At 41.9% G+C, this 13,335-nt stretch carries 17 protein-coding genes; 14 read left to right on the forward strand and 3 right to left on the reverse strand.

All coding sequences use genetic code 11. From position 1 onward, the window contains the following. Positions 1-75 precede the first annotated feature (75 nt). The 3 genes from Q0I54_RS11450 to Q0I54_RS11460 form a co-directional block, all read right to left on the reverse strand. Positions 76-867 (reverse strand): amino acid ABC transporter ATP-binding protein, encoded by a 792-nt coding sequence (locus Q0I54_RS11450; RefSeq protein ID WP_296118782.1) that lies wholly within the window; start codon positions 865-867, stop codon positions 76-78. A gap of 15 nt (positions 868-882) precedes the next feature. Then, positions 883-1,566: an amino acid ABC transporter permease gene (locus tag Q0I54_RS11455; protein WP_296118783.1), complete on the reverse strand. Its 684-nt coding sequence runs from the start codon at positions 1,564-1,566 to the stop codon at positions 883-885. Between the two features lie 291 nt (positions 1,567-1,857). Next, positions 1,858-2,703 carry a transporter substrate-binding domain-containing protein gene (locus Q0I54_RS11460; RefSeq protein WP_296118784.1) on the reverse strand — a complete coding sequence of 282 codons (846 nt, stop codon included), beginning with the start codon at positions 2,701-2,703 and terminating at the stop codon, positions 1,858-1,860. Between the two features lie 212 nt (positions 2,704-2,915). On the opposite strand from Q0I54_RS11460, the gene ylxM reads away from it, so the two are divergent. From ylxM to Q0I54_RS11530, 14 genes are all read left to right on the forward strand, one after another. Beyond that, on the forward strand, positions 2,916-3,260 hold the full coding sequence (gene ylxM, locus Q0I54_RS11465) for a YlxM family DNA-binding protein (RefSeq protein WP_109216122.1): 345 nt from the start codon (positions 2,916-2,918) through the stop codon (positions 3,258-3,260). 2 nt (positions 3,261-3,262) lie between these two features. Next, on the forward strand, positions 3,263-4,618 hold the full coding sequence (gene ffh / locus Q0I54_RS11470) for a signal recognition particle protein (protein WP_296118785.1): 1,356 nt from the start codon (positions 3,263-3,265) through the stop codon (positions 4,616-4,618). A gap of 51 nt (positions 4,619-4,669) precedes the next feature. Continuing rightward, entirely contained in the window at positions 4,670-4,915 is a 246-nt protein-coding gene (gene rpsP, locus Q0I54_RS11475; RefSeq protein WP_296118786.1) for a 30S ribosomal protein S16, read from the forward strand. 21 nt (positions 4,916-4,936) lie between these two features. Next, a complete protein-coding gene (locus tag Q0I54_RS11480) occupies positions 4,937-5,167 on the forward strand; it encodes a KH domain-containing protein (protein WP_021740145.1) in 231 nt (76 codons plus the stop codon). Positions 5,168-5,221: 54 nt separating this feature from the next. Then, a complete protein-coding gene (rimM, locus tag Q0I54_RS11485; protein WP_296118787.1) occupies positions 5,222-5,731 on the forward strand; it encodes a ribosome maturation factor RimM in 510 nt (169 codons plus the stop codon). A gap of 3 nt (positions 5,732-5,734) precedes the next feature. Further along, positions 5,735-6,469, forward strand: coding sequence for a tRNA (guanosine(37)-N1)-methyltransferase TrmD (gene trmD / locus Q0I54_RS11490; RefSeq protein ID WP_296118788.1), 735 nt, complete (start codon positions 5,735-5,737; stop codon positions 6,467-6,469). A gap of 203 nt (positions 6,470-6,672) precedes the next feature. After that, positions 6,673-7,026: a 50S ribosomal protein L19 gene (gene rplS / locus Q0I54_RS11495; protein ID WP_109217035.1), complete on the forward strand. Its 354-nt coding sequence runs from the start codon at positions 6,673-6,675 to the stop codon at positions 7,024-7,026. Positions 7,027-7,265: 239 nt separating this feature from the next. Next, a complete protein-coding gene (gene lepB / locus Q0I54_RS11500) occupies positions 7,266-7,850 on the forward strand; it encodes a signal peptidase I (protein WP_296118789.1) in 585 nt (194 codons plus the stop codon). Between the two features lie 18 nt (positions 7,851-7,868). Further along, on the forward strand, positions 7,869-8,720 hold the full coding sequence (gene ylqF / locus Q0I54_RS11505; protein ID WP_296118790.1) for a ribosome biogenesis GTPase YlqF: 852 nt from the start codon (positions 7,869-7,871) through the stop codon (positions 8,718-8,720). 1 nt (position 8,721) lies between these two features. Then, positions 8,722-9,483, forward strand: coding sequence for a ribonuclease HII (locus tag Q0I54_RS11510; protein ID WP_296118791.1), 762 nt, complete (start codon positions 8,722-8,724; stop codon positions 9,481-9,483). Positions 9,484-9,559: 76 nt separating this feature from the next. Next, positions 9,560-9,922 carry a YraN family protein gene (locus Q0I54_RS11515; RefSeq protein ID WP_296118793.1) on the forward strand — a complete coding sequence of 121 codons (363 nt, stop codon included), beginning with the start codon at positions 9,560-9,562 and terminating at the stop codon, positions 9,920-9,922. 202 nt (positions 9,923-10,124) lie between these two features. Beyond that, the gene (gene pgeF / locus Q0I54_RS11520; RefSeq protein ID WP_296118796.1) at positions 10,125-10,943 is read left to right on the forward strand and encodes a peptidoglycan editing factor PgeF; all 819 of its coding nucleotides are present in this window, start codon (positions 10,125-10,127) and stop codon (positions 10,941-10,943) included. A 122-nt stretch (positions 10,944-11,065) separates the two neighbouring features. After that, the gene (locus tag Q0I54_RS11525) at positions 11,066-11,728 is read left to right on the forward strand and encodes a maltose acetyltransferase domain-containing protein (protein WP_296118795.1); all 663 of its coding nucleotides are present in this window, start codon (positions 11,066-11,068) and stop codon (positions 11,726-11,728) included. A 127-nt stretch (positions 11,729-11,855) separates the two neighbouring features. Further along, the gene (locus Q0I54_RS11530) at positions 11,856-13,262 is read left to right on the forward strand and encodes an MATE family efflux transporter (protein ID WP_367270844.1); all 1,407 of its coding nucleotides are present in this window, start codon (positions 11,856-11,858) and stop codon (positions 13,260-13,262) included. Positions 13,263-13,335 lie beyond the last annotated feature (73 nt).

The following is a 13,335-nucleotide window of genomic DNA, read 5'->3' on the forward strand; positions in this document are numbered from 1 at the left end:
ATAGGCGGCGCAGCGCAGATAGAAAATCATTCGTGCCGGCATTGGAGTTTTCTTCCAGCTTCTTTTTAAACTACCCTAAACAAGATTTTCGTGGAAACGGGAGAGGAACTGTCGTGTTCTTTCTTCTTTCGGATGTTCAAATACCTGATAAGGATCTCCCTGTTCCAGAATATAACCATCATCCATGAAAATGACCTGATCAGCCACATCCCGGGCAAAAGCCATCTCATGTGTTACAATTACCATGGTTGTTTTGGTTTCTGCCAGCTCTTTGATAACTTTCAATACTTCTCCGGTCAGCTCTGGATCAAGAGCTGAAGTCGGTTCATCAAAACACAAAATATCCGGTTGCATTGCCAATGCACGGGCAATTGCAACACGTTGACACTGTCCACCGGAAAGCTGATGCGGATAGTTATTGATTCGTTCGGAAAGCCCCATTTGTTTTAAAAGGCTGACTGCCTGAGCTTCAATTTCGTCATGGATTTCTTTCTTTCGTGTTTTGTAGTCTGGGCGTTCTTTCGCAAGCAATTCCTTTGCAAGCATAACATTTTTCAGTGCGGTATATTGAGGAAAAAGATTAAATGACTGAAAAACAAGACCGAAATGCAGACGGTTTTTACGGATTTCGGCATCCTGCATTGTGGTTGGATTTGCTGCATCAAAAACGGTTTTGTCTTTGACACGGATAATACCCTTGTCCGGGTGCTCCAAAAAGTTGAGACAGCGCAGGAGTGTGGTTTTCCCACTTCCGGAAGAACCGATAATGGAAAGTACCTGGCTTTCCTCCAGAGAAAAGCTGATATCTTTCAGTACTTCGGTCTGCCCAAAGGATTTGCATATATGTTCTGCTTCTAAAATTTTCATGATCAGTTTCTCCTTTTATCTGAAATAATCCAGTTTCTTTTCTAATTTTCCAAGTATTACTGTCAGAATACCATTGAAAATGAGGTAGTAGATGGCGGTGAAGAACAGTGGCCAGATCTGTCCGGAAATACCCTGAGATCCTTTCATAAAGGCCTGTCCTGCCCAGATGATCTCCTGCAGTGCAATGATACGTGCGAGAGAAGTATCTTTTACCAGAGTCAGGATTTCGTTTGACATTGGCGGAATGATTCTTTTCACCATCTGCAATAATTTTACCCGGAAGAAAATCTGGGATTTTGTCATGCCCAGAACCAGTCCGGCTTCTTCCTGTCCTACCGGTACACTCTGAATACCGCCGCGGTAGATTTCAGAGAAGTAGCAGGCGTAGTTCAGAATGAAAGATACGGATGCCGCGAGGAAACGGCCGGTTTCGCCACCACCCCAGATTGGGTTATGTAATACCAGTCCCGGGAAAAAGTAAATGATCAGTAATTGGATCATCAGAGGGGTGCCGCGGACAACCCAGATCAGTAGTTTGAAAAAAGCACTGATTGGTTTAATACGGGACATGGAGCCGAAGCAGATTGCAAGACCGAGCGGGCATGCGCCGATCAGGGTAATCGCAAAAAGTCGTAGTGTCTGTAAAAAGCCGATGTTTAAAGAATGAATGACGATCGGCAGCTGCTGTAAAAAATCCATGATAGTTCCTGCTTTCTCTAAGTATTTTTATTACAGTTCACGTATTATATGTATTCAGGTAATGCTCATGCCTGAATGAGAAACGTGTGAACTGTACCGTTTTATGCGCAACAAAGAGCGGAAACTCCGCTCTCTGTTTTAAATTAAAAATCACTATTAATTTTACAAATCTCAATAAACAAAAATTTCTCAACAAAACAAGTATGGAACCAAATAAAGCTACATAGTGTTTATTTGATTACGGGTAAGTAGCATAAGCGGATTGCGAATATCCGCCAGGCTATAACAGGATTATTTCTGCTCAACAACTGCAGCCTGTACACCGTATTTCTCAGCAATCTGCTCCATGGAACCGTCAGCATAGCTGGATTTGAAGAAGTTGTTTAATTCTTCTGTCAGGTCAGAACCTTTTCTGAAACCAACACCATATTCTTCATCATTTAAGCCGATGGTGTATGTCAGGTTTGCATAACCGGTACCTTCGCCAACCATTGCACCTGCCATCAGGGAATCAATGATAGCAGCATCAGAAGTACCTGCGGCAACTTCCATTAATGCGTCAGACTGAGCAGTTACAGCAGTGTAGTTTAAGCTGAGTTCCTGAGCCTGCGCTTCACCAGCACTTCCGGACTCAACTGCAAATGTCAGATCCTTTAAGCTGTCTTTGTCCTGATACTTATCAGCTTCATCAGAAGGAACAACGACTACCTGCGCATTGTTGCAGTAAGCGTTTGTACAGGACATGGAGCTTGTCACCTCATCCGTTAATGTCATACCGTTCCATACACAGTCAATTGTTTTGCCATCTAACTCAAGGATTTTGTTATCCCAGTCGATTTCTACAAATTCAACATTAACACCCAGGCTTTCTGCAAAGGCAGATGCGAGATCAGCGTCAAATCCAATCCAGTTTCCGTTTTCATCTTGATAATCCATTGGCTCAAAGTCTGTGATACCTACAACTAATGTACCTTTGTCTTTGACATAAGCCAGATCACTGTCTGTGTTTTCTGCTGCGGCAGAAGTATCTTTGCTGTTATCTGCAGAAGCAGATCCGTTGCTGTTTGTATTTCCGCATGCAGCCATGGAAGCTACCATACCTGCAGCAAGAACGAGTGCTAATAATTTCTTTTTCATCTTTTTTCTCTCTCCTCTGGTAATTCTTTGTTTGAATATGCTACCATGTTATCAATCTACCATACTAAAGTCAAGAAAAAAATATGCTTTTCCATAAGTTTTTTTGGATTAAGAAATAGCAATAAAGTGCAAGAAGAAAAAAATACATAGGTGTAAAGAAAAAATACTTGACAGGACAAAACAAGTGTGATAATCTAGCAAAGGTGATTGACATGGAGAAAATTGGACGTCAGGTCTTTTTGTATGATTTTTATGGAGAATTGCTCACGGAGCATCAGAAACATGTATATGAAGATGTTGTACTGAACGATATGTCTTTAAGCGAAATTGCTGAGGAGCTTGGAATCAGCCGTCAGGGTGTACATGATCTGGTAAAAAGATGTGATAAGATCCTTGCTGGTTATGAAGAAAAGCTTCATCTGGTAGAGCGGTTCTGGAAGACAAAAGAAGATGTTTCCAAGATTCGTGATCTTTCGCTTCATTATAAAGAGGACTGTATTGCACAGACAATGGAGGAGATCAATCAGATCTCCGGACGGATTTTGGAGGAATTATAAGTATGGCATTTGACAGCTTATCCGAAAAACTGCAAAACGTATTTAAGAACCTGCGAAGCAAAGGCCGCCTGACAGAAGCAGATGTAAAGGCTGCACTGAAGGAAGTTAAGATGGCTTTGCTGGAGGCGGATGTAAACTTTAAAGTAGTAAAGCAGTTTGTGAAATCTGTACAGGAACGTGCAATCGGTGCAGATGTAATGAATGGTCTGAATCCGGGACAGATGGTAATCAAGATCGTTAACGAGGAAATGGTTAACCTGATGGGTTCAGAGACAACGGAGATCAAACTTCGTCCGGGACAGGCGACAACGATCATTATGATGGTTGGTCTTCAGGGTGCCGGTAAAACAACGACGACTGCAAAGCTTGCAGGAAAGTTCAAACTCAAAGGAAAGAAACCACTTCTGGTTGCCTGTGATGTATATCGTCCAGCTGCAATACAGCAGTTACAGGTCAACGGTGAAAAACAGGGCGTGGAAGTATTTACCATGGGTGACGGGCACAAGCCGGTCAACATTGCAAAAGCAGCGGTAGAGCATGCGGCAAAGAACGGCAACAACATTATCATCCTTGATACAGCTGGTCGGCTTCATGTGGATGAAGATATGATGGACGAGCTGATTGAAATCAAAGAAAATGTGGATGTTGCACAGACCATTTTGGTAGTAGATGCCATGACCGGTCAGGATGCAGTCAATGTGGCAAGCACCTTTGATGAAAAAATCGGAATCGATGGTGTGATCCTGACAAAATTGGATGGTGATACTCGAGGCGGTGCAGCACTTTCTATTCGAGCCGTAACTGGAAAACCGATTCTGTATGCAGGTATGGGAGAGAAACTTTCAGATCTGGAGCAGTTTTACCCGGATCGAATGGCTTCCAGAATTCTTGGCATGGGAGATGTGCTCACTCTGATTGAGAAAGCACAGGCGGAGATCGACGATGAGAAAGCTGCTGATATGGAAAAACGTTTCCGAAAAGCAGAGTTCACATTTAACGATTATTTGGACTCCATGAGCCAGATGAAGAAGATGGGCGGTTTCGCAAATGTTCTGAGCATGATGCCGGGCATGGGCGGAGCACAGTTAAAACAGATTGAAGATGCGATGGATGAGAAGAAGATGGCTCGAATCGAAGCGATTATCTATTCTATGACTCCGGCGGAGCGTGGGGATCCAAATCTGATCAATCCAAGCAGAAAACGTCGTATTGCGCTTGGTGCCGGTGTGGATATCAGTGAAGTCAACCGACTGGTAAAACAGTTTGAACAGGCACGCAAGATGATGAAACAGATGCCTAACATGATGGGCAAAGGTAAACGTGGCGGTAAATTTGGAAATTTCAAGTTTCCTTTTTAACCATATAGCGCATATGCGCAGTGAAGTAGAAATTTGAGGAGGTGAAACAACATGGCAGTTAAAATCAGATTAAGAAGAATGGGACAGAAAAAAGCTCCTTTCTATAGAATCGTAGTAGCAGATTCCAGAAGCCCGAGAGATGGTAGATTCATCGAGGAGATCGGATATTATGATCCGACTAGAGAGCCGTCTGAGATCCGCGTAGACGAGGAAGCAGCTAAAAAATGGTTAGCAAACGGAGCACAGCCTACACAGACAGTTGAGAAAATTTTAAAAACAGCTGGTATCGAGAAATAATAGATTAGTGAGGGAAACGTGATGAAAGAATTAGTAGAAGTAATTGCAAAATCACTAGTCGACAATCCTGAGGAAGTTACTGTAACTGAGACAGAGAAAGATCGGGCAACCGTTCTGGAACTGCATGTTGCACAGGCCGACATGGGAAAAGTGATCGGTAAGCAGGGCAGAATTGCAAAAGCAATCCGTTCTGTTGTGAAAGCTGCCGCATCTCGCGAGGACAAAAAAGTTATCGTAGAGATCGTACAGTAAAAAGGCGACAAGGGACATGGTGTTAAGCTATGTCCCTTTTTTGAAAGGGAGAACATGGAAGAATTTTTACAGGTAGGTGTGATTTCAAGCACACATGGAATCGCCGGGGAGGTCAAAGTATTTCCTACCACGGATGATGTAAAACGTTTTAAAAAACTGAAAGAGGTCATTTTGGACACCGGAAAAGAACGAATGACACTTCATATCTGCCAGGTGAAATTTTTTAAACAGATGGTAATTCTGAAATTCAAGGAGTTTCAGAATATCAATGAAGTGGAGCGTTTTCGCGGAAAAAGTCTGTATGTGACACGGGAAAATGCGGTGAAACTGCAGAAAGATGAATACTTTATCGCAGATATGATCGGTATGCGTGTGGTTTCCACAGAGGGGGAGGAACTTGGTAAACTGACAGATGTGCTTCAGACCGGAGCAAACGATGTTTATGTGGTAGAACAGGAAGGCACACCGCAGTTATTACTTCCGGCTATCAAAGACTGCATCCGTGACATTGATATGGAACAGATGGTGATGACCGTTTATCTGATGCCTGGACTGAGGAATTAATCGATGAGATTTCATATTTTGACATTATTTCCTGACATGGTGATGCAGGGATTAAATACGAGTATTATCGGAAATGCTATTGAGCAGAATCTGATTGAAATAAATACGATCAACATTCGTGATTTCACAAAAGACCGTCATAAAAAAGTGGATGATTATCCGTACGGTGGCGGTGCCGGTATGGTAATGCAGGCTCAGCCGATTTACGATGCCTGGAAAAGCATTGTGGATCAGGTAGGCTATCAGCCGCGTTGCATCTATCTGACTCCGCAGGGACGGGTGTTCGAGCAGGGCATGGCAAAAGAATATGCCAGAGAAGAGGACCTGATCTTTTTGTGCGGACATTATGAAGGCGTGGATGAGCGCGTGCTGGAAGAAATCGTGACGGATTATGTGTCTATCGGTGATTATGTGCTGACCGGAGGAGAACTTCCTGCCATGGTTATGGTAGATGCTATTTCCCGTATGGTTCCGGGTGTACTGACCAATGAAGAATCCGGCTCTACGGAGTCATTAGAGGGCGGTCTGTTGGAATATCCGCAGTATAGCCGCCCGGCAAGATGGAATGGGAAAGAAGTGCCGAAAGTACTGCTTTCCGGTGATCATAAAAAAGTAGAAGCATGGAGACATGAGCAGTCGGTGCTGCGTACACTGCGCAACCGCCCGGAACTTTTAGAAGATGCAGAACTTTCCAGAATGGATGTAAAGCAGATTTTAAAAGAACTGAGAGAAAAATAGTAGAAAACGAGCAGTTTTCGCAGAAAAATAATATTGATAAAAACATTGACACATGGACGGTAAAAAATACAATAGAAATGCAACAATTTATGTTGCTTTTTATAAATAAGTATGGTAAACTATCATACGTTGTGAATTAAAGAAGAGATGGTCCTCTGTTACGTAACGTATTAAGAACATCCAAATAACAGGAGGTCACAAAAATGAACGCAAATGAAATTATCAAAAGCATCGAAGCTGAGCAGCTGAAAGCTGAAGTACCGGAGTTTTCCGTAGGAGATACAGTTCGTGTATCTGCAAAAATCAAAGAGGGTAACCGCGAAAGAATTCAGGTTTTCGAGGGTACTGTATTAAAGAAACAGGGCGGAAGCAACCGTGAGACATTTACAGTTCGTAAATTCTCCAACGGTGTTGGCGTAGAGAAAACTTGGCCATTACACTCTCCGAACGTAGAGAAAGTTGAAGTTGTTCGTTACGGTAAAGTAAGACGTGCAAAACTTTACTACTTAAGAGATCGTGTAGGTAAGAAAGCTAAAGTTAAAGAGTTAGTAAAATAATTAGCTCTAGTATGCTGAATGATGATAATCCTCTGAATGATGCCTTGCATCTTCAGAGGGTTTTTTCGTTTGATAGAAAATTACGCTGAATTTCTATCAAACAAAAGCACTTCGTGCAAACGATGCACACTCGCACGAAAAAAACTTTTCGTTGCAGTTTTTTCCTTATTTATAGGGTGTTTGAAAAGAATGTTTTCTGTTACAATAAAAGCACACGTTTTGATAGGAGGAAATCTAGTATGACATTATTTCATTCAGGTGGTCTGAATTTTCGCAGAAGACGAAAAAAAATGAAACTGTCTACGGCCAAAAGCCTGGCAGCGTGGGTGGTGGAAATAATTATCGTATTGCTGATCGCTTTCGTGGTAGTATATTGCGCGGGAATGAAGGTGACAGTAGTTGGCAATTCCATGGAACCGACGGTTTCAGACGGAAGCCAGATTCTGGTGAATCGTTTTGTTTATAACATAAAAAGTCCAAAAGCTGGTGACGTGATTGTGTTTTTGCCAAATGGCAATGAGAAGAGTCATTATTATGTCAAACGTGTCATCGGTGTACCGGGTGACAAGGTGCAGATCAAAAATGGCCTGTTGTACGTCAATGGTGAATTATATGATGTGGAGGATACCGAGACGATCAAAAGCGCAGGTGTTGCAGAGGACGAGATCACGGTTGGCGAAGATGAATATTTTGTGCTTGGTGATAACCGAAATAGCAGTGAGGACAGCAGATATGCGAATATCGGAAATGTGAAAAAAAGCTATATCAAAGGAAAAGCATGGTATATTACGCGTCCGTTTAAGAAGATGGGACGTATCAAATAGAAGAAAGAGGGATAAAGTATGAATTTTCAGTGGTACCCGGGACATATGACGAAGGCAAAGCGGCAGATGCAGGAAGATATCAAACTGATTGATCTGGTAATCGAACTGGTGGATGCGAGAATCCCACTGAGCAGCCGTAATCCGGATATTGATGAACTTGGAAAAAATAAAGCACGTCTGATTTTGTTAAACAAGTCAGATCTGTCAGATGAGAGAAAAAATGAAGCATGGGCTTCTTACTTTAAAGCAAAAGGATTTTATGTGGTAAAGCTGGATGCGCGCCGTAGAAATAGTATGAAAGAGATCCAGAATGTCATTCTGGAAGCCTGCAAGGAGAAAATTGAACGTGACCGTCGCAGAGGCATTAAAAACCGTCCGGTGCGTGCTATGGTTGTCGGAATCCCGAATGTGGGAAAATCTACATTTATAAATACATTTGCCGGAAAAGCATGCGCAAAGACTGGAAATAAACCGGGTGTGACAAAAGGAAAACAGTGGATTCGCTTGAATAAAGATGTGGAACTGCTTGATACGCCGGGAATTTTATGGCCAAAATTTGATGATCAGATGGTGGGACTCCGTCTGGCACTGATCGGTTCTATCAAGGATGAGATTCTGAACATCGATGAGCTTTCACTGGAATTAATATCTTTTCTGCGGGAAAATTATGCAGGTACATTGGTTGCCCGCTATGAGGTGGAAGAGAATGTCGAACGTCCGGTGGAAATTCTCGAAGCTATTGCACAGAAACGTGGTTGTGTACAGCGTGGAAATGAGATTGATTACAGCAAAGCAGCAGCACTTGTGATTGACGATTTCAGATCCGGACGCCTGGGACGTATCACATTGGAACTGCCGGAGGCAAATTAAGATGGTAGTCAGAAAAATTGGTGAGATTAAAGAAGAATTAAATGCGACGGCAGAAACCAAACTGCAGCAGTTTATTGAAAAATACAGCACAGATGAACGAGCGGGTGTAAAAGCAGCTGTAAATCAGGCACAAAAACGTCTGGAAAAATATGAGAAGGAGCTGCTTCGCATCGATGCGCTTAAAATTTATGAACGCAAATATGCGGATTACGCTTTTATCTGTGGCATAGATGAGGTTGGACGTGGTCCATTGGCAGGGCCGGTAGTAGCCGGTGCAGTCATCCTTCCAAAAAATTGCAATATTTTGTATATTAATGATTCCAAAAAACTCAGTGAAAAAAAACGTGAAGAACTTTATGACGTGATTATGGAGCAGGCAGTTGCTACCGGCATTGGTATGGCATCTCCGACACGAATTGATGAGATCAATATTTTGCAGGCTACTTATGAAGCTATGCGGGAAGCAATCAGCAAATTAGACCCACAGCCGAATCTGCTTTTGAATGATGCAGTGACAATTCCGGAAGTGGATATTTATCAAGTCCCAATTATTAAAGGTGATGCGAAAAGTATTTCCATCGGTGCAGCAAGTATTATTGCAAAAGTGACGAGAGATCGATTGATGGTGGAATATGATAAAATTATGCCGGAGTATGGATTTGCATCCAACAAAGGTTATGGTTCGGCAGCACATATCGAGGCATTGAAAAAATATGGTGCATCTCCGATTCACAGACAGAGTTTTATACATAACTTTATCTAAGTCGAATAGACTCTCACTTTTATAAGTGGTGAGGATATAAATTAATATTTGCCGGAGAGAGTAGAAAGAGGCAGATGTGAATACACGAGAAATTGGTATGGCACAGGAACAGCGAGTGGCAGATTGGATGCGGCAGCATGGTTTTATTGTTTTGGAACAAAATTTTCGTTGTTCATTTGGTGAAATCGATCTGATCGCAAAAAAGGATGGATATCTCATTTTTGTAGAGGTTAAATACCGTAGTAATGAACAATTTGGAGCACCGTGTGAGGCCATAGACTGGCGCAAACGGCAACGGATTTCCAATGCTGCGGTTTTTTATCTAAAGAGATGCGGATATTCTATGGGATATCCTTGCCGCTTTGATGTGGCGGAGGTGTCTTTGCATAATATTCATGTGGTGGAAAATGCGTTTGATTATTGTGGATCTTTTCATTGATGGAAGTTACGTTCTTTGTGAACTGGATGAGAGATTCTTATATGGCATGAATATTTCTATCAGACTGCACGGTTGTTGAAATTAGATGCCTACATGACATCGGATTATGGAATATAGGAATGTTGAAGGAAAGGATGTATTTGTGGAAAAGAAAAATATATTTATAAAAAGAAAAGCAGGTGGCACGCAGCCGTTGAAATTGATGGATCATCCTCTGGAAAATGGAAGCGTATTGCCATTATTTCACTATCCGTTGCTTGAACAGACAGGGATTGTGCGTCATTGCTTTACGACGCGTTGCGGTGGTGTGAGCGAGGGAATCTTTTCAACACTGAATCTCAGCTTCAGTCGCGGGGACATAAAACAAGATGTGGAGGAAAATTACCGGCGTATTGCCGAAGCTATAGGAACAGATTGTGAACATCTTGTATGTTCGGATCAGACACATACGACAAATATACGGGTAGTGACAGAATCAGATGCAGGAAAAGGAATTATCCGAGCACGAGATTATACGGATGTGGATGGGCTTATTACAAATGTACCGGGACTGACACTGGTAACATTTTATGCGGACTGCGTGCCACTGTATTTTGTAGATCCAGTGCATCATGCCATAGGTCTCAGCCATTCCGGATGGAGAGGAACGGTTGCCCGTATGGGAAAATGTACCATTGAAGCGATGCATCGGGAATATGGTACGGAGGCCTCAGATGTATACTGTGCCATTGGTCCATCCATCTGTCAGGATTGCTATGAGGTCAGTGAAGATGTGGCAGTCCGGTTTGAACAGGCATTTTCAGGGCATGAATCAGAAATTTTGATCAATAAAGGAAATGGAAAATATCAGTTGGATCTCTGGAAAGCAAACGAAATTGTGCTGTTGGAAGCAGGAGTGAATCCGGAGCATCTGGCAGTGACAGATGTATGTACCTGCTGCAATCCGGAATTATTGTTTTCACATCGTGCAAGTCATGGAAAACGCGGGAATCTTGGGGCGTTTCTAGGTTTGACGGTTTAGAAGAAAAATGGTCGATAACAGTATAAGTATTATTAAAATATAATATGAGAAAAAATAGGGGCTATTCATTATTCGACTATAAGGTATATTGGGAAAAAGATTTTTACAGGAGGAATGGGAAAATGTATTTAAAAGAAAGAATTGCAAATGGGATGGTTTTTTATGAGCATGGACATAAGGATCCGGTAGATATTGAACAGGAGCAGGAACTGGATGCATTACGCAGACATTGTAAAGAGGTCATGTTTGATTATAATCATACGCGTCCAAGTGATCGCGAAAAACGATTAGAGTTGTTAAAAGGATTGTTAGGAAAGTGTGGAGATAGCGTATTCATTGAAGATGGGGTGCATATGTCTTATGGCTGTCATCTATATCTGGAAGGTTCATTTTATGCGAATTTCAATTTGAATGTAGTGGATGATGGAGATATTTTCATTGGAGATAAAACAATGATTGGGCCAAATGTAACACTTTGCACCACCGGACATCCGGCAGATGCTGAGTATCGTTCGATGGGGGCACATTATTCCCTGCCAATCCATATAGGTAGAAATGTCTGGATTGGAAGTAATGCGGTAGTACTTCCTGGAGTGACAATTGGAGATAATGCTGTAATCGGTGCAGGCAGTGTTGTGACAAGAGATATTCCGGCAAATGTGATTGCAATAGGAATTCCATGTCGTGTGACCAGGGAAATTGGCGAAAGAGAACGGGAATACTATTTCCGTGAGCTGAAAATGGATTTTCCATACACTTCGGAGAAAATTACATCAGATATGTGATGATTTCGTACTAAGTCTGACGTGCGTTCATGAGCAAGTAGTGAAAACGGATTGCGAATGTCCGCTTTACTTCCATCATGCGATGATGAATGATAAAAAGAAGATTACGAACAAGGGGATTTTGTAGATGGAGATGACAGTAAAGAAAAAATTTTGGAGAAAATTTATTGGTGACAAACGATTTTATCTGATGGTGCTGTCGATTGCAATTCCAATTATGATACAGAATGGTATCACAAACTTTGTAAGTTTGTTGGATAATATTATGATCGGTCGAATTGGTACAGAACCGATGTCTGGAGCTGCAATTGTAAACCAGTTGATTTTTGTATATAACTTATGTATTTTCGGCGGAGTTTCCGGAGCAGGAATTTTTACAGCACAGTATTTTGGAAAAGGAGATCAGGAAGGCGTTCGCAATACCATGCGCTATAAGATTTGGATGGTAATTATTATAACAGCGGCAACAATCATTTTGCTGTTGGCTAAGGGCGATGTACTGATTCATATGTATTTGAAAGGCGATGGTACTGCAGCGCAGATCGCAGATACCTTGCGTTATGGAAAAGAATATCTGGAAATCATTGTGTGGGGATTGCCAGCTTTTATGATGGTACAGGTTTATGCGAGTACTCTTCGCGAATGTGGTGAGACGATGCTTCCGATGAAAGCGGGCGTTGTGGCAGTATTGGTCAATCTGTTTTTTAACTTTATGTTGATTTACGGAATGTTATTCTTCCCGAAAATGGAAGTAAGAGGTGCGGCACTTGCAACTGTGATTTCGCGTTATGTGGAAGCATTGATCGTTATTGGATGGACACACAGACATCAGGCAAAACATGTATTTGCCAGTGGTTTATATCGTACGATGCGGATTCCTGGAATAATGATCAAACGCATTCTGATCCAGGGAACACCGTTGCTTTTGAATGAAACCTTTTGGGCAGCCGGCATGGCAATGCTGACACAGTGTTATTCCGTGCGTGGCTTAAATGTTGTAGCCGGATTGAATATTTCAAATACCGTTAACAATGTATTTAATATTGTATTTATTGCATTGGGGGATTCTGTTGCGATTGTAGTAGGACAGCTGCTTGGTGCTGGTAAGATGAAAGAAGCGCGAGATACGGATAATAAGATGATTGCATTCTCGGTATTTTGCTGCACGATTGTAGCACTGGCGATGCTTACATTGGCTCCAGTATTTCCAAATCTGTACAATACCAATGCAGAAGCAAAAGAACTGGCGAAGTATTTTATTATGATCACGGCGGTTTTTATGCCACAGAATGCATTTTTACATGCTACTTATTTTACATTGAGATCTGGCGGAAGAACAGTTATTACATTTTTGTTTGACAGCGTATTTATCTGGGTGGTGAGTGTATCGTTGGCTTTTGTACTCAGCCGATTTACGGTATTGCCGGTGCTTGGAATATATGCTATTGTGCAGGCGGCAGATTTTATCAAATGTATCATTGGATTCATACTTGTCAAAAAAGGAGTATGGCTGCGCAATATCGTAACATCATAAATTCTTGTTTAGGGTGGTTTGGAACAAGCAGAAACGAACTCCAACAAGAACCTGAAAAATTTTCTGTGACCAC

Source organism: uncultured Eubacterium sp. (assembly GCF_934295145.1).
Taxonomy (GTDB): domain Bacteria; phylum Bacillota; class Clostridia; order Lachnospirales; family Lachnospiraceae; genus Eubacterium_I.